Source organism: Bradyrhizobium sp. CER78 (assembly GCF_029846235.1).
In the GTDB taxonomy this organism is placed as follows: Bacteria; Pseudomonadota; Alphaproteobacteria; order Rhizobiales; family Xanthobacteraceae; genus Bradyrhizobium.
The window spans coordinates 244,596-259,400 of the sequence record NZ_JARVWP010000008.1 but is presented as its reverse complement, the minus strand read 5'-3'; the positions used below and the strand labels follow the sequence as shown (position 1 = coordinate 259,400).

General features: G+C 65.6%; 17 protein-coding genes. 5 read left to right on the top strand and 12 right to left on the bottom strand.

Going from position 1 to position 14,805, the window contains the following annotated elements; genetic code table 11:
* Positions 1–133 precede the first annotated feature (133 nt).
* The 9 genes from QDT69_RS19660 to QDT69_RS19620 form a co-directional block, all read right to left on the bottom strand.
* A complete protein-coding gene (locus tag QDT69_RS19660; protein WP_279708118.1) occupies positions 134–754 on the bottom strand; it encodes a hypothetical protein in 621 nt (206 codons plus the stop codon).
* A 102-nt stretch (positions 755–856) separates the two neighbouring features.
* Positions 857–1,324, bottom strand: coding sequence for a hypothetical protein (locus QDT69_RS19655; RefSeq protein ID WP_279708117.1), 468 nt, complete (start codon positions 1,322–1,324; stop codon positions 857–859).
* 9 nt (positions 1,325–1,333) lie between these two features.
* The gene (locus tag QDT69_RS19650) at positions 1,334–1,789 is read right to left on the bottom strand and encodes a MerR family transcriptional regulator (RefSeq protein WP_279708116.1); all 456 of its coding nucleotides are present in this window, start codon (positions 1,787–1,789) and stop codon (positions 1,334–1,336) included.
* Between the two features lie 73 nt (positions 1,790–1,862).
* Entirely contained in the window at positions 1,863–2,630 is a 768-nt protein-coding gene (gene pgeF, locus QDT69_RS19645; protein ID WP_279708115.1) for a peptidoglycan editing factor PgeF, read from the bottom strand.
* Positions 2,627–3,685, bottom strand: coding sequence for an SAM-dependent methyltransferase (locus QDT69_RS19640; protein WP_279708229.1), 1,059 nt, complete (start codon positions 3,683–3,685; stop codon positions 2,627–2,629). Before QDT69_RS19640 ends, pgeF begins: the two co-directional genes overlap by 4 nt.
* Positions 3,686–3,769: 84 nt before the next feature.
* Positions 3,770–4,615 carry a prolipoprotein diacylglyceryl transferase gene (lgt, locus tag QDT69_RS19635; protein ID WP_279708114.1) on the bottom strand — a complete coding sequence of 282 codons (846 nt, stop codon included), beginning with the start codon at positions 4,613–4,615 and terminating at the stop codon, positions 3,770–3,772.
* Between the two features lie 5 nt (positions 4,616–4,620).
* Positions 4,621–4,845, bottom strand: coding sequence for a GNAT family N-acetyltransferase (locus QDT69_RS19630; protein ID WP_279708113.1), 225 nt, complete (start codon positions 4,843–4,845; stop codon positions 4,621–4,623).
* On the bottom strand, positions 4,794–5,111 hold the full coding sequence (locus QDT69_RS19625) for a hypothetical protein (RefSeq protein ID WP_279708236.1): 318 nt from the start codon (positions 5,109–5,111) through the stop codon (positions 4,794–4,796). Before QDT69_RS19625 ends, QDT69_RS19630 begins: the two co-directional genes overlap by 52 nt.
* Before the next feature lie 16 nt (positions 5,112–5,127).
* Positions 5,128–5,859 (bottom strand): dienelactone hydrolase family protein, encoded by a 732-nt coding sequence (locus QDT69_RS19620; protein ID WP_279708112.1) that lies wholly within the window; start codon positions 5,857–5,859, stop codon positions 5,128–5,130.
* Positions 5,860–6,037: 178 nt separating this feature from the next.
* Here QDT69_RS19620 and QDT69_RS19615 point away from each other — a divergent pair, with 178 nt between their 5' ends.
* The 4 genes from QDT69_RS19615 (at position 6,038) to ychF (ending at position 9,173) form a co-directional block, all read left to right on the top strand.
* Positions 6,038–6,301: an accessory factor UbiK family protein gene (locus tag QDT69_RS19615; protein WP_212011604.1), complete on the top strand. Its 264-nt coding sequence runs from the start codon at positions 6,038–6,040 to the stop codon at positions 6,299–6,301.
* A 322-nt stretch (positions 6,302–6,623) separates the two neighbouring features.
* The gene (locus QDT69_RS19610) at positions 6,624–7,346 is read left to right on the top strand and encodes a 50S ribosomal protein L25/general stress protein Ctc (protein WP_028333100.1); all 723 of its coding nucleotides are present in this window, start codon (positions 6,624–6,626) and stop codon (positions 7,344–7,346) included.
* 55 nt (positions 7,347–7,401) lie between these two features.
* The gene (pth, locus tag QDT69_RS19605) at positions 7,402–8,016 is read left to right on the top strand and encodes an aminoacyl-tRNA hydrolase (protein ID WP_279708110.1); all 615 of its coding nucleotides are present in this window, start codon (positions 7,402–7,404) and stop codon (positions 8,014–8,016) included.
* 59 nt (positions 8,017–8,075) lie between these two features.
* Positions 8,076–9,173, top strand: a complete 1,098-nt coding sequence (gene ychF, locus QDT69_RS19600) for a redox-regulated ATPase YchF (RefSeq protein ID WP_279708109.1) — start codon at positions 8,076–8,078, stop codon at positions 9,171–9,173.
* 251 nt (positions 9,174–9,424) lie between these two features.
* On the opposite strand, the gene QDT69_RS19595 is transcribed toward ychF, so the two are convergent.
* The gene (locus tag QDT69_RS19595; RefSeq protein WP_050424929.1) at positions 9,425–9,700 is read right to left on the bottom strand and encodes a metal-sensitive transcriptional regulator; all 276 of its coding nucleotides are present in this window, start codon (positions 9,698–9,700) and stop codon (positions 9,425–9,427) included.
* Positions 9,701–9,876: 176 nt separating this feature from the next.
* On the opposite strand from QDT69_RS19595, the gene QDT69_RS19590 reads away from it, so the two are divergent.
* Positions 9,877–12,159 (top strand): heavy metal translocating P-type ATPase, encoded by a 2,283-nt coding sequence (locus QDT69_RS19590; RefSeq protein WP_279708228.1) that lies wholly within the window; start codon positions 9,877–9,879, stop codon positions 12,157–12,159.
* A gap of 259 nt (positions 12,160–12,418) precedes the next feature.
* Here the strand turns inward: QDT69_RS19590 and dapA are convergent, their stop codons facing one another.
* Both dapA and QDT69_RS19580 read right to left on the bottom strand, forming a co-directional pair.
* On the bottom strand, positions 12,419–13,333 hold the full coding sequence (gene dapA, locus QDT69_RS19585; RefSeq protein ID WP_279708107.1) for a 4-hydroxy-tetrahydrodipicolinate synthase: 915 nt from the start codon (positions 13,331–13,333) through the stop codon (positions 12,419–12,421).
* Between the two features lie 551 nt (positions 13,334–13,884).
* Positions 13,885–14,805, bottom strand: a complete 921-nt coding sequence (locus QDT69_RS19580) for a LysR family transcriptional regulator (protein ID WP_028344089.1) — start codon at positions 14,803–14,805, stop codon at positions 13,885–13,887.

Below are 14,805 nucleotides of genomic sequence, written 5' to 3'. Positions count from 1 at the left end.
AGTCCTTACAGAACCGGCGGGTTTTCGGTGCGCGAGGGAATATCAGGCAGGCGGCTCCGATGGCAACCCATTAGGTCGCCTTGGCCGCGGTTTTCCTGGGCAAAAAACACGTTTCCCCGGGAGATACCGGGGGTTAGTTGGCGGAATAGCTGAGTGCCACGGCCTCGGGCGCGGCGGGGGCCGGGGCGCTGACCATCGCCGGCCCACGGAGCTCCGGTGCCGAGGCGGGCGCCGGGCTGTCGGCCGGGCCGCCGTTGATCATGCTGGAGAGGCCGCTGAGGCCGGCCTGCGCGATCTTGCGCAGCACCAGATCGTCGGCGGCGGCCCAGGCGTCGCGGCCGGCCTTGCCTGCGGGCTCCTCGCCGGAGAGGCGGAGCGCGCGTTGCTGGTTGCTGTCGTAGACGTCCCAGACCCACGCGATCATGGTGCGGCCGCGCACCACCTGCGCCGACAAATAGCTGCGCACGCGATAGGACGCGCTGCCCTCGCGCGACACGATTGACAGGCTGCGCAGCTTGGATTCGCTGTCGAGCACGCCCACCATGCGGTCGAACACCTGAGGCGGCGGGCCGTCGATCGATTCGAACGCGACGGTTGCGCCGCCGCTCGCCGGCGTGGCCATGGCGTAGGAGTCGGCGACATTGCCGCCGGCCGCGCAGCCGCCGAGCGCGCAGGCGATCGCCAGCCAGCTGGCTGCGAGCGCGGCACGCACGGCTGTCCCAGTTTGAAACTGGTGGTTTGACGCTTCCCTCATTGCGTCCTGCGATATCGTTAAAACGGCTTAACGTCTAGGGCAGGACGGCCACAGCCCTTAACCGATCCGGCGGCCGTGCCACGAGGATTCGGATTTCCCTGCTCAGTCAGAGAGATGGTGCCGCATGGCTTCGGTGATCCAGGCCCATTCGCGGTTCGGGCTCGCGTGCGGCGATTGCCCGCGCATGACGGCGACCAGCTCCCAGTAGCGCGCCGCACGAGCGTCGTGCAGCGCATACTTGCCGCGAATCCAGTTGCGGAATTCCGGATCGGGCTCTCGCCTCAGCAATCGCGCCGACGTCTCCAGCCAATCGCGCGCCAGCGCCTGGCCGGCCTCCGAAGTCGGCGCGAGGCCGCGCGCGATGATCTCTTTTGCCCTGGCCAGCACGGCCTCGTTGGCCTCTTGCCAGGCGGCGAGATCCAGCACGTGGTGATTCCAGACGTCTTCGGCGTTGGCGCGCATGTCGGCGACAAGCGTGGGATCGCTGAGCATCTGCGACAGCTCGATCCAGGCATCGCATTGTTCGGGCGTCGGCTCGTCAGGCAATTCGGGCACGCTGGTTTCGATCATCTGCCGGATCTACGTCCGGTCGATGTTGATGCCGTCGGACACTTTCTCGAAAAAGCGTTCGACGACGTTGCGGCGCTCAGTGCGGGACAGCTGCGTCATGGTCAGAAATCTCCTCAAATCTGCTTCGGTGAGTTGCGGTGAACGCAACGCAGCCCGCAGGGCCGAGGCGACGCGGCGCTGCGCCGCGATCTCCGCTTCCAGCGTCTCGAGCCGGAGCTTCAGCGCCTCGACCAGCGAAAGCTCCTTGGTCAGGACCTCACGGATGGCGTCGAGACCGAGCCCCGCATCGCGCAGGCAGCGGATCAGGTCGAGGCGAACCAGCTCGTCGTCGGTGAAGACGCGATAGCCGCTCGCGGTGCGGCCGGCCGGCGGCAGCAGACCTTGGTCCGAATAGAAGCGGAGCTTGCGGACACTCATTCCGCTGAGCCGCGCCGCCTCGCCGATGCTGTAGGTGCGTTGTGTCATGCGCCGCTTGTCCGGTCTCCAGCAGGTGGAGAGTCAAGCGCGTTATCGCACAAATATGGCGAAGAGTTCGGCGTCAGCCTTCCAGCGCGATGGCGTGAACGTGCCGGCCGTAGTCGCCTTCCTTGCGATGCACGGAGCGGCGGTAGCTGAAGCAGCGCTCGTCGGAATAGGTGTCGATGCCGAGATCGTCGATCATCAGCACGCCGGCGTTTTCCAGTCGCATGCGGATGAAGCCGGGGAGATCGAACATCGCGTGTCCGTCGCGTTCGCTGGGCATGAAGAACATGCCGTTCTCGGCATCGGCCTCGATGAAGCGTTCGACGAACTCGTTGCCGACCTCGTAGGATTCCTTGCGGATCAGCGGGCCGATGGCGGCGACGATGCCGCCGCGCTCGGCGCCGAGCTTCTCCATCGCATCGATGGTCGATTCCAGCACGCCGGTCAGCGCGCCCTTCCAGCCGGCATGCGCCGCGCCGATCACCCGCGCAGTGGGATCGACGAACAGGATCGGGCCGCAGTCGGCCGTCGTGACCGAGATCGCAAGACCTTCGGTACGTGTGACCAGCGCATCCGCCTTCGGGCGCGCCGCGCCATTCCACGGGCTGTCCACGACGACAGCGTCGGGCGAGTGCACCTGATGCACGCTGATCAAATGATCGAGCGGCACGCCGAGTTGCTCCGCCATCCGCCGCCGGTTCTCCACGACCTTGGCCGGATCGTCCCTTGAGCCGAGCCCGCCATTGAGGCCGGCATAGATGCCTTGGGACACGCCGCCCTCGCGCGAGAAGAAGGCATGGCGCAGGCCTGGAATGGCCGACAGCAACGGTGATCCCAATGTCATTGTTCGGTCTCGTCAGGCTGATCGCTGAGGCCCGCGATCGAGGTGAGCTGCGGGTCGGAGATGGCCATGACCTTGAACATCGAGCCCATCCCGCCGCGCCCGGGTTCGGTCAGCCGCTTCAGCGCGCCGGCAATGTCGGCGGACATTTCGGGGCTTGCCTTCGCCATCAGTCCGGCGGCGCGGGCCTCGACGCCGAGACGCTTGAGGAAGTCGCCCTGCGTCGCCGGCCCGTGGACGAGCGCGCCGACGTCCTCGGCGGCCCGCGCCAGGGCCTGGAAGTCGACATGCGCGGTCACGTCGGCCTGTCCGGGGTTCTTCAGCGGGTCGGCGAAGCTGTGGCGCGCGATCGCCTGGAAGGTGTCGCCGGCGTCGCTGCGCAGATGGCCGTAATCGATGATCAGCGCGGCGCCGTCCTGGTCGCGCACCCGCGTGGCGAGCTTCATGATCTCGTTGTCGGGCCGCCATTCGAACACCGCACCGAGCGGCGCGGCCCGCACCAGCGGCGGCAGCAGCACCTCGAAGTGCGGTGTCGGCTCGGGGGCGGGCGCGAAATACAGGTTGCCATTGGCGTCCATTCCGACCGTGCGCTCATGCCAGCCGGTCTCGCGGCGGACCATCTGGTGAATCGGCAGCACGTCGAAATATTCGTTGGCGAGGATGACCGCCGGTCCCTCGGGCACGTCGTCGATGCTGTCGTGCCAGGTGATGTTGCGCACGCCGGTCAGCGTGGCTTGCTGCTTCTCGCGCAGCACCGGATTGACCTCGACCAGGTGGATGCTGAGCGACTGGTAGAGCGGCGGCAGCACGCGCAGCGCACGCAGCGCGTCGGACATCATGGTGCCGCGGCCGGGCCCTAGCTCGATCAGGCGGAGCGTGTCCGGCGAGCCGATCGCGCGCCAGATCGAGGCGCTCCACAGCCCGAGCAGTTCGCCGAACATCTGGCTGACCTCGGGCGCCGTGGTGAAATCGCCCTCGCGGCCGAGCGGATCGCGCGACAGATAGTAACCGTAGCGCGGATGCATCAGGCACAATTCCATGTAGCGCCAGACCGGCATCGGCCCGGACAGCTTGATCAGCTTCCTGATCTCATCCAGCAGCGGGGAGGGTTCGCTCACGGCCTTCCTTGGAATGTACTTGCGTCAGGTTGGAGTTGTTGGTGCCGGCCCGTTTGCCCTGCGGCGAACGGCGGCCGTGATGATGATAGCGCCGACAATAATCATTGGCACGGACAGCAGCATTCCCATGGTTAATCCGCCCCACAGGAATCCGAGCTGCGGGTCGGGCTCCCTGAAGTGCTCGCCGATGATCCGGGCAATGCCGTAGATCGTGATGAAGCTGCCGAGGATCAAGCCGGGCCGTTTCAGCGCCCCCATCCGGATCATGATCGCCAGCGCCGTGAACAGCATGATGCCCTCAAGCCCGGCCTCGTAGAGCTGGCTCGGATGGCGCGGCAGCGGTCCGCCATTGGGGAAGATCATGGCCCAGGGCAGGCTCGGATCGGCGTGGCGGCCCCACAATTCGCTGTTGATGAAGTTGGCGAGCCGGCCGAGGAACAGCCCGATCGGCGCCACCGCGGTGGTGATATCGCCGAGCGACAGGATCGAAATGTTGTTGCGGCGGGCAAACAGCATCACCGCGGCGACGCAGCCGAGGAAGCCGCCGTGGAACGACATGCCGCCCTTCCACAATTCGAGGATCTCGGACGGGTGCGCGATGAAGAACGGCAGATTGTAGAACAGTACATAGCCGGTGCGGCCGCCGACGATGATGCCGATCGTGACCCAGAGGATGAAATCGTCGAGCTGCGGCAGCGTGATCGGCGCCGGCCCGCCCCACAACCGATCCTTTTTGATCAGCGAGCGAGCGTAGACCCAGCCCAGCACGATGCCAACGATATAGGCCAGCGCATACCAGCGGATCACGATCGGCCCGAGCGCGAGCGCGACGGGGTTGAACACCGGAAAGTCGATCAGCAGGAACGGCATCGGGATCAGAGCGCTTTCGTGTAGACGGCGTAGGGCACGCCATGAATGGGCGGAGCGTCATGGACCTTGCTGAAGCCCATCTTCAGATACATCGGCAAGGCGATCGTCATGATGGGGCTCGTGTGAAGCGCAATGGTCCGGCACCGGTCGCGCCGCGCCCTGGCGAAGCATTCCGAGGTCAACGCATGCCCGAGTCCCTTGCCCCTGTCGACGGGGTCGACGACCAGCATGCGAATGATCGGCCATGCCTGATCGAAGAATGCGGCCTTTTTGACGCCGGGCCCGAAATAGCCGACGCGCCGGCAAGCCGGTCGCCGAGATCGGCGACGATGGTCTCGCCGCCGGAACTCAGCTCGGAGGTTCGCGACAGGCCGGCGCGCATCGCCGGCCAGTCGTCGAAGGCGTCGCGGAATTGGTCGAAAGCGGCAATCGCGAGCCGGTTCACCTCGTCGGCGTCCGAGCTTCGATAGCCTCGAATTCGCGCGGCCTCCGCCATCCCAATTCTTCGGGCCTCAGACCAGGTTGCGGCGGTAGAGCGCGAGCAACCGCTCCCAATGGCGTTCGGCGGCGTCGCGGTCATAGACCGGGCGCTTGGGGAAGGCGAAGCCGTGATGCGTGCCGGGATAGATCTCGACCTCGTTGTTCGAGCCCTTCATGCCCGCCTTCACCTGCTCGATGATCTCCGCCGGCGCGTAGATGTCGGTCTCGGCGCAGGCGAAATAGAGCTCGGCCCCGGTCTTCTGCGCTGCGAGATGCGGGCTGTCCGGCTGGTCGGTCGCCAGATGCGTGCCGTAGACCGACGCGGCGGCCTTGACCCGATCGCCGAAATGCGTCGCCGCGTTCACCGCATAGCGGCCGCTCATGCAATAGCCGACCGTGCCGATGATGTTGGTGTTGGCGGCCTTCTGGGTCTCGGCATAGGCGAGCAGGCCCTTGGTGTCTTCCATGACCAGCGGGATGTTGAGCGAGTGCATCAGCTCGAACATGCGCTTGCGCTCCGGTGATTCCGGATCGGGATTGATCGGGCCGAGCTCCATCACGCCGGCGCGGTAGTACATGTTCGGCAGCATCACATAATAGCCCGACGTGCCGAGCCGGCGCGCCATGTCGCGCAGCTCCTCGCGGATCGCCGGCGCATCCATGTAGAAGATGACGACCGGGAAGGGGCCGCCGCGCTCGGGATGGGTGATGAAGGTGGTGGTCTTGCCGTCCTTGGTCGGGATCTCGACGGTCGCTTCGATCATGGCGTTTCTGCTCGCGTTATGTGTGCGATTTCTGTTGTGAGTTCATACGATTGCAAGGAAACCGGAGCATGACAAGGCAAGCTCTCGGGAGGCCTGCCATTCGCGGCGGGCTTGAACCGGATGGCGGGGATCGCCATTGTCTTGAGCGCAAGCCAGTGAACGCGGAGAGTTTTGCGAGATGACCCAGACCAGCAACCGGTTTTTCGATGAGATCGGCCGTCTGATGAACGATGCCGCAGGCGCCGCCCAGGGCGTCAAGCGCGAGGTCGACACGGTCATGCGCAACCAGGCCGAACGGATCCTGCGCGACCTCGACGTGGTCAAGCGCGAGGAGTTCGACGCGGTCAAGGACATGGCCCGCCTGGCACGCGAGGAGAACGAGGCGCTGAAGGCGCGGATCGCCGCGCTGGAAGCCAAGCTCGGCGTAGGCGGAGCTGGCTGATCTTTCACCCTCCCCTGGAGGGGGAGGGTCGACGCGAATGCAATGAGCGGCGGGGTGGGGTGAAAGTCCCTCCACGCGATCACTGCCCGTGTTGAGGGATCACCCCACCCCGGCCCGCATTCCGCTTCGCTGCATGCGGCCCGACCCTCCCCCTCCAGGGGAGGGTGAAGCAAGAAAATTTCCTTCATTTCCTTGTCATTTCGGCCCTTTGGGGCTAAAAGCCCGCCACGTCCGCGGCCCCCGCACCCCTGGAGGCTTGCTGTGGACTTGAGCATGGGCCGCGCTGCGGCCTTTAACTTTTTAAATACAAGGACTTAACGCTATGGCGACCGTCAAGGAATTGAAGGCGACCGCGCGTCCGAAGAGCGGCAAGGGGGCCGCCCGGGCAGAGCGTCGCGCCGGGAGAGTTCCCGGAGTGATCTACGGAGACAACCAGCCCCCCGTCACCATCTCGGTCGACGATCGTGAACTGCGTCAGCGCATCCTGGCGGGCCGGTTCCTGACCACGCTGTTCGATATCGATCTCGAGGGCAAGAAGCACCGCGTGATTCCGCGCGACTATCACCTCGATCCGGTGAAGGACTTCCCGCTCCATGTCGACTTCATGCGGCTCGGCGAAGGCGCCACCATCCGCGTCAGCGTGCCGCTGCACATCGTGAACGGCGAAACCTCGCCTGGCGTCAAGCGCGGCGGCACCGTGAACATTGTCACCCACACGCTCGAGCTCGAGTGCGCGGTCGACAACATTCCGCAATACATTGAAGCCGACGTCGGCAGCCTCGAGATCAGCTATTCGCTGCATCTCTCCGATGTGAAGCTGCCGAAGGGCGTGAAGTCGCTGACCCGCGAGGACGCGACGCTCGTCACCATCGTGCCGCCGTCCGGCTACGCTGAAGAGCAGAAGGCCGCGGCTGCTGCGGCTGCCGGTGGCGCTGCTCCGGCTGCGGGTGCGGCGGCTCCGGCCGCTGCGGCGGCTCCGGCTGCGGGTGCTGCGGCTCCGGCCGCGGGTGCCAAGGCCCCCGCCGGTGGCGACAAGAAGAAGTAATCGATCAGGTCGGCGCGCGATGCTCTGATGGCGCGCCGACGCGGGATGCCGCGCCATGCGCCTTTTTGTCGGTCTCGGTAATCCCGGCGCGAAATACGCCAGCAACCGGCACAATATCGGTTTCCTGGCGGTCGACGAGATTGCACGGCGTCATGGTTTCGCACCATGGCGCCGTCGCTTTCAGGGCGAGACCTCCGAAGGCGTCGTCGATCGTGAGAAGGTCGTGCTGCTGAAGCCGACCACGTTCATGAACGAGTCCGGACGCGCGGTGCAGGAGGCGGCGAACTTCTTCAAGCTCGCGCCCGCCGACATCACCGTGTTCCAGGACGAGCTCGAACTGCCGCCCGCCAAGGTGCGGGTCAAGATCGGCGGCGGGATCGCCGGCCATAACGGGCTGCGCTCGATCTCCGCACATATCGGCAACGAGTATCGGCGGGTGCGGCTCGGGATCGGTCATCCCGGCGTCAAGGAGCTCGTGCACAGCCACGTGCTGTCGGACTTCGCCAAAAGCGACCGGGCGTGGGTGGAGGCCTTGTGCCAGGCCGTCGCCGACAATGCCGGCCTGCTGGCGGCGGGGCACGACGCCTCGTTCGCCAACAAGGTGCACCTGACGATGCAGGCCAAGGGATTTTTCGACAAGGGTGAGAACGGCGGCGATAAGCCGGCCTGATCCCCTTGTCGTCATACCCGGCGCAAGGCCGGGCATGACGAAGATGGATAGAGGAAGACATGGGATTCAAATGCGGGATCGTCGGGCTGCCTAACGTCGGCAAGTCGACGCTGTTCAATGCGCTGACCGAGACGGCGGCCGCCCAGGCGGCGAACTATCCGTTCTGCACCATCGAGCCGAATGTCGGCGAGGTGGCGGTGCCCGATCCGCGGCTGGAGAAGCTCGCAGCGGTCGCGAAATCCGCGCAGATCATCCCGACCCGGCTGACCTTCGTCGACATCGCGGGCCTCGTGCGCGGCGCCTCGCAGGGTGAAGGCCTCGGCAACCAGTTCCTCGCCAACATCCGCGAGGTCGACGCCATCGCCCATGTGGTGCGCTGCTTCGAGGATTCCGACATCACCCACGTCGAAGGCAAGATCGCGCCGCTCGCCGACATCGAGACCATCGAGACCGAGCTGATGCTGTCCGACCTCGACAGCCTCGAGAAGCGCGTCGACAATCTCACCAAGAAGGCCAAGGGCAACGACAAGGAAGCCAAGGAGCAGCTCGAGCTGGTCAACCGCGCGCTGGCGTTGCTGCGCGACGGCAAGCCGGCTCGCGGCATGGAGCGCAAGCCGGAGGAGGAACGTGCGTTCCGCATGCTCGGGCTGCTGACCTCCAAGCCCGTGCTCTATGTCTGCAACGTCGAGGAAGGCTCGGCCAAGGACGGCAACAATTTCTCCAAGGCGGTGTTCGAGCGTGCCAAGGAGGAGGGCGCGGTGGCGGTCGTGATCTCCGCCAAGATCGAATCCGAGATCGCGACGCTGTCGCGCGAGGAGCGTACCGACTTCCTGGAGACGCTGGGCCTTGAAGAAGCTGGCCTCGATCGGCTGATCCGCGCCGGCTACAAGCTGCTCGACCTCATCACCTATTTCACCGTCGGCCCGAAGGAAGCCCGCGCCTGGACCATCGACCGCGGCACCAAGGCGCCTGCCGCCGCCGGCGTGATCCATACCGATTTCGAGAAGGGCTTCATCCGCGCCGAGACCATTGCGTATGACGACTACATCGCCGGCAACGGCGAAGCCGGCGCGCGCGATGCCGGCAAGCTGCGGCTTGAAGGCAAGGAGTACGTCGTCGCCGACGGCGACGTGATGCATTTCCGGTTCAATACCTGAGCGCAATGTTCAACCGCGCTTAAGGCGGCAGTGAATTAAGCGCCGCTCTCTCCCCACGTCGTCCCGGGCAAGCGAAGCGCGACCCGGGACCCATAACCACAGGGCGTGGTTATGAAGCACGCTGGGGCTCCAGCTCGCACCAACAACTACTCCCTGTGGTTATGGGTCCCGGCTTTCGCCGGGACGACACCGAATGTGAGGCGCGCTTTCGACTCAGTCAGAGCGGCGAGGTTAAGCGCCCGGGCTACGCCTCAGCGATCCGCTCGCCCGATCACATCCATCAACTCGGCGATCTTGCGCCGTTGGTCGGCCTTGTCGCCGGACGAGATCGCATGCTCCACGCAATGCGCCACGTGATCGCGCAGGACTTCTTCCTCGACGCGGCGCAGCGCTGCGCGCGCGGCCGCGATCTGCGTCACGAGGTCGATGCAATAGCGATCCTCCTCGACCATGCCGGCGAGGCCGCGGATCTGGCCCTCGATTCGTTTGAGCCGTTTTAAACAGGATGTCTTGATCTCTTCGCGCATAGGGTTCATATACCCCCGTAGGGTATGTAAATCAAGAGGCCGGGATAGCGGCCGGGAAGAGTTTCGTGGCACAGGCAAAGCACGATCATTCGCACGCGGATCATCACCATCATGGCGCGGCCGCGCATTCCTGTTGCGGCGGCAGGCATGATCACGACGCTGCGCCGACTGAAGCTGTGTTCGCGATCGATCCGGTCTGCGGCATGAAGGTCAATCCGGCGACCGCCAAGCACCGCTTCAGCTGCAAGGGCGAGGAGTATTTGTTCTGCAGCGGCCGCTGCCGCGAGCGCTTCGAGGCCGAGCCGGAGAAGTACCTCAAGCCGCGCGAGGCAGAGCCGCCGGCGCCGGCCGGCACGATCTACACCTGCCCGATGCATCCCGAGGTGCGTCAGGTCGGTCCCGGCAGCTGCCCGATCTGCGGCATGGCGCTGGAGCCCGAACAGGTCTCGCTCGACGACGGTCCCGATCCCGAATTGATCGATATGACCATGCGATTCTGGATCGGCCTGGCGTTGACGCTCCCGGTATTCGTGCTTGAGATGGGCAGCCATCTCGGGCTGATGCATCTGCTGCCGCAGCCCTGGTCGAACTGGATCTCGTTCGTGCTGGCGACGCCGGTCGTGCTGTGGGCGGGCGCGCCGTTCTTCGTGCGTGGCTGGCAGTCGCTCGTGACCCGCAATCTCAACATGTTCACGCTGATCGCGATCGGCACCGGCGTCGCCTATGCCTATAGCGTGGTTGCGACGCTGGCGCCGCAGCTGTTCCCGCCTGCATTGCGCGACATGCATGGCGTGGTCGCGGTGTATTTCGAGGCGGCGGCCGTGATCACGGTGCTGGTGCTGCTCGGCCAGGTGCTGGAATTGCGCGCCCGCGCGCAGACCTCGGGCGCGATCCGCGCGCTGCTCGGCCTCGCGCCCAAGACCGCGCGGCGCATAACCGAGCATGGCGACGAGGACATCGACATCGACGCGATCAAGGTCGGCGATCGGCTGCGCGTGCGTCCCGGCGAGAAGGTCCCGGTCGACGGCGTCGTCATCGAGGGCAGCGCCGTCGTCGACGAATCCATGGTGACGGGTGAATCGATGCCGGTCACGAAGGCCGAGGGCGCGAGCGTGATCGGCGGCACCGTCAACCAGAGCGGCGGCCTCGTGATGCGCGCCGAGAAGGTCGGCCGCGACACCATGCTGTCGCGCATCGTCGACATGGTGGCGAAGGCGCAGCGCTCACGCGCGCCGATCCAGCGGCTCGCCGACCGCGTCGCCGGCTGGTTCGTGCCGGCGGTGATCGCCGCCGCCGTGCTCGCCTTCATCGCCTGGTCGGTGTTCGGACCGGAGCCGCGCCTGACCTTTGCGCTGGTCGCTGCCGTCACGGTGCTGATCATCGCCTGCCCCTGTGCGCTCGGATTGGCCACGCCGATGTCGATCATGGTCGGCGTCGGCCGCGGTGCGCATTCCGGCATCCTGATCCGCGATGCGCAGGCGCTGGAGCGGATGGAAGCGATCGACACGCTGGTGCTCGACAAGACCGGCACGCTCACCGAGGGCAAGCCCAAGGTGGTGCGCATCATTGCCGTCGAAGGCGTCGACGAGAGCGACCTGCTGCGCCTTGCCGCCGGCGTCGAACAGGGCAGCGAGCATCCGTTGGCGCAGGCGATCATCGCGGCCGCGAAGGAACGCAAGCTCGCATCATCAGTCGTCAGCAACTTTGCCTCGCCCTCCGGCAAGGGCGCGACCGGCACGGTCGACGGCAAGCAGGTTGCGCTCGGCAACGCCGTTCTGATGGCCGAACTGAAGATCGCGACGACAAAGCTGGACCAGGCCGCAGAAGCCGCGCGCCGCGACGGCGCAACCGCGATCTATGTTGCAATCGATGGCAGCATTGCCGGCGTGATCGCGATCGCCGATCCGGTCAAGCCGTCGGCGACGAGCGCGCTGCAAGCGCTGCGCGCCGCGGGCCTGCGCATCGTGATGCTGACCGGCGACAACGAGACCACCGCGCGCGCGGTGGCGAAGACGCTCGGCATCGACGAGGTCGAGGCCGGCGTGCTGCCGGAGCGCAAGAGCGAGGTCGTGCAGCGGCTGCGCGGCGAGGGCCGCACGGTGGCGATGGCGGGTGACGGCGTCAACGACGCGCCGGCGCTTGCCGCGGCCGATGTCGGCATCGCGATGGGCGGCGGCACCGACGTGGCGATCGAGAGCGCCGGGATCACGCTGCTCACCGGCGACCTGATGGGGCTCGTCCGCGCGCGGCGATTGTCGGTCGCAACCATGCGCAACATCCGCCAGAACCTGGCGTTCGCCTTCGTCTACAACGCCGCCGGCGTGCCGATCGCAGCCGGCGTGCTGTATCCGTTGTTCGGCATCCTGCTGTCGCCGATGGTCGGCGCGGCTGCGATGGCGCTGTCCTCGGTCAGCGTGATCGGCAATGCGCTGCGGCTGGCGAGGATGAGGCTGGACTAGTCAACGAGATCGGTAGCCCGGATGTAGCTCCGCGAAATCCGGGGTCTTCACCGCGTGGTGAGACCGCCCCGGATTGCGCTGCGCTTCAGCCGGGCTACGAAGCTTTCTTACCTCGCCCCGCTTGCGGGGAGAGGTCGGATCGCATCGCAGATGCGATCCGGTGAGGGGGACTCTCTGCGAGTCCGTCTCTCACCATGAGCGCGGAAGCAGCCCCTCACCCCAACCTTCTCCCCGTAAGAACGGGGAGGGGGGAAGAGGACTACGCTGGCAACAGCAACTGCGCGCGGCGCTCCATCTCGGCATCGAGCCAGGTCGCGAGATCTTCGCTCACCTCGACCATCGGCAGCCGCACCTCGGGGCTGTCGATCAGGCCCTGCCGCCACAGCCAGTGCTTGGCCGGCGCGGGGCTGGGTTCCGCGAACAGCAGCCGGGTCAGGCCTACGACGCTCTGCCAGGCGGCCAGGGCCGCATCGCGCTTGCCCTGCCGCAGCAGCGTGCGGATCGAAGCGAAGGTGTTGGTCTCCAGATGTGCGGACAGCAGGATCGCGCCGTCGGCGCCGTCCGAGAGCGCGTCGAATGTCTGCGCATCCTCGCCGGTCAGCACGCGAAAGCCTTCCGGCCTCCGGTTCAGGAAGTCGATCGACTGTGCGCGGTCGGCGCAGCAATCCTTCATGCCGGCGATGTTCGGATGTTCCGCGAGCGCCAGCAGCGTCTCGTTGGTCAGGTTCACCGCCGTGCGATACGGAATGTTGTAGAGCACGATCGGCCACGACGCGTGATCGGCAAGCGCCTTGAAATGCTGCACGAGCCCGCGTTGCGAGGGCCTGATGTAGTAGGGACTCGCGATCAGATAGCCATTGATCGGCCAGTCGGCCGTATCATCGAGCGCATCCTTCATCCTGGCCGTCGAGGCGCCCGACAGCCCGAGGACGACCGGCAAATGGCGGGAGTTGGCACTGAGCTCGTCGAGCACGACGCTGACCAGCCCCTCCAGCTCATCGGTGCTGAGCGCCATGCCTTCACCGGAGGTTGCGCCGAGAATGAAGCCGTCGACGGGGCCGCTGGCATAGTGCCGCACCAGGCGGCGCAGCGAGGTGACGTCGAGTTCGCCGCCGCGGAACGGCGTGATCAAAGGCAGCCAGAGGCCCTGCAATTGCTGGTGTAGCTCAGTCATGTTCCATCTCCTAAGGGGACAAAGCCGGAGACGGGACCAACAAAAAACCCCGTCCAGGCGGCGGGGTTTCGGGATCGTTGAATGCGAAGGTGATCTTATCGCGCGCGATCTCGTGTCCCCGGGAGGGGAGCTTTTTTCGACGAGAGAGCGGCGCACGAAGTCGTGATCATCGGATAATGATGCTGCGCTGCGAGGTTGTTGTCAATGCACATGCTGACCGTGACGTGCAGCACGTTTGAGCATGACATCGAGGTGAAGGGCATAAGGGTGAAGGACATCACGAAGAAAAAAAGCCGGGCCCAAGAGAGCCCGGCTTAAGGTATTGGCCACGTGAGGCCGACACAATCACCTTCCAAGAGGGATTACTGAACTTCCGCGCCACTGGAGGAGGGGGACATATGCGCGACGCGACCGCTCAGCGTGGCAACACTATGATCCCCATCGACGCCATGCAGCAACTATCCAGGTCGCATGTCAGTCATGCGGAGATTCAGGGGCCTCTTGGGGCAGCACGGACATCCCTATAAACCGGCCCCATAAGGCCGGCTTAATCAGGACGGCCAGCGCTGCGCCTTGCTGACCACGAAGTCGCGGAACACCTGCACCCGGGCCACTGTCTTCAGCTCTTCCGGATAGACGAAGTAGGTGTCGAGCGCGATCGAGTCGGACTCGCCGAACAGCTGCACGAGGTTGTTCTGTTCGACCAGATAGTCCGGCAGCGCGGCGATGCCGAGGCCCTGCTGGCAGGCGCGCACCAACCCTAAGATGTTGTTGACCTTGAAGTAGGGTTCGCGCGGACCGGAGCCGTTGCGGCCGGCATCGATCAGCCAGCTGCGGTTCTGCAGATGCGGCGGCACCTGCGAGTCGCCGAGCATGATGATGCGATGCGAGTCGAGATCATCCAGCGTCCGCGGCGTGCCGAAGCGCTTGATGTATTCCGGCGAGCAATAGGCATGGAAGCCGATCGAGAACAGCTTGCGCTGGATCAGGTCCGGCTGGGTCGGCTTGCGGGTGCGGATCGCAACGTCGGCCTCGCGCATCGACAGATCGAGATCCTCGTCGGTGACGATCAGCGAGATCCGGATGTCCGGATAGAGCGCGGTGAATTCGTCGAGCCGCGGGATCAGCCAGTTGATGCCGAGCGCCGGCGGCGTCGTGATCTTGAGGTCGCCGCTCGGCCGCTCGCGGCTGTCGGTGAGCTTTGCGCGGGCCGCCTGCAATTGCATGAACACGTCATGCGCGGTGCGGAACAGGAGGTCGCCCTGTTCGGTGAGGATCAGGCCGCGGGCATGGCGGTGAAACAGCGAGACCGAGAGCTCCTGCTCCAGCGCGCTGACCTGGCGGGAGACCGCCGATTGCGACAGGCCAAGCTGCTCACCGGCATGCGTGAAGCTGCCAGCTTCCGCCGCTGCGTGAAAGACCTTCAGCTTGTCCCAATCCATATCCGTAAATCCGTCGCGAGATCGTGCCAT

What these genes read in the sequence shown, in the direction of transcription:
- QDT69_RS19660 (WP_279708118.1), bottom strand. Translation starts at nt 754, where the DNA reads ATGAGGGAAGCGTCAAACCACCAGTTTCAAACTGGGACAGCCGTGCGT.
- QDT69_RS19655 (WP_279708117.1), bottom strand. Translation starts at nt 1,324, where the DNA reads ATGATCGAAACCAGCGTGCCCGAATTGCCTGACGAGCCGACGCCCGAA.
- QDT69_RS19650 (WP_279708116.1), bottom strand. Translation starts at nt 1,789, where the DNA reads ATGACACAACGCACCTACAGCATCGGCGAGGCGGCGCGGCTCAGCGGA.
- pgeF (WP_279708115.1), bottom strand. Translation starts at nt 2,630, where the DNA reads ATGACATTGGGATCACCGTTGCTGTCGGCCATTCCAGGCCTGCGCCAT.
- QDT69_RS19640 (WP_279708229.1), bottom strand. Translation starts at nt 3,685, where the DNA reads ATGCCGGTCTGGCGCTACATGGAATTGTGCCTGATGCATCCGCGCTAC.
- lgt (WP_279708114.1), bottom strand. Translation starts at nt 4,615, where the DNA reads ATGCCGTTCCTGCTGATCGACTTTCCGGTGTTCAACCCCGTCGCGCTC.
- QDT69_RS19630 (WP_279708113.1), bottom strand. Translation starts at nt 4,845, where the DNA reads ATGCTGGTCGTCGACCCCGTCGACAGGGGCAAGGGACTCGGGCATGCG.
- QDT69_RS19625 (WP_279708236.1), bottom strand. Translation starts at nt 5,111, where the DNA reads ATGGCGGAGGCCGCGCGAATTCGAGGCTATCGAAGCTCGGACGCCGAC.
- QDT69_RS19620 (WP_279708112.1), bottom strand. Translation starts at nt 5,859, where the DNA reads ATGATCGAAGCGACCGTCGAGATCCCGACCAAGGACGGCAAGACCACC.
- QDT69_RS19615 (WP_212011604.1), top strand. Translation starts at nt 6,038, where the DNA reads ATGACCCAGACCAGCAACCGGTTTTTCGATGAGATCGGCCGTCTGATG.
- QDT69_RS19610 (WP_028333100.1), top strand. Translation starts at nt 6,624, where the DNA reads ATGGCGACCGTCAAGGAATTGAAGGCGACCGCGCGTCCGAAGAGCGGC.
- pth (WP_279708110.1), top strand. Translation starts at nt 7,402, where the DNA reads ATGCGCCTTTTTGTCGGTCTCGGTAATCCCGGCGCGAAATACGCCAGC.
- ychF (WP_279708109.1), top strand. Translation starts at nt 8,076, where the DNA reads ATGGGATTCAAATGCGGGATCGTCGGGCTGCCTAACGTCGGCAAGTCG.
- QDT69_RS19595 (WP_050424929.1), bottom strand. Translation starts at nt 9,700, where the DNA reads ATGCGCGAAGAGATCAAGACATCCTGTTTAAAACGGCTCAAACGAATC.
- dapA (WP_279708107.1), bottom strand. Translation starts at nt 13,333, where the DNA reads ATGACTGAGCTACACCAGCAATTGCAGGGCCTCTGGCTGCCTTTGATC.
- QDT69_RS19580 (WP_028344089.1), bottom strand. Translation starts at nt 14,805, where the DNA reads ATGGCACGATCTCGCGACGGATTTACGGATATGGATTGGGACAAGCTG.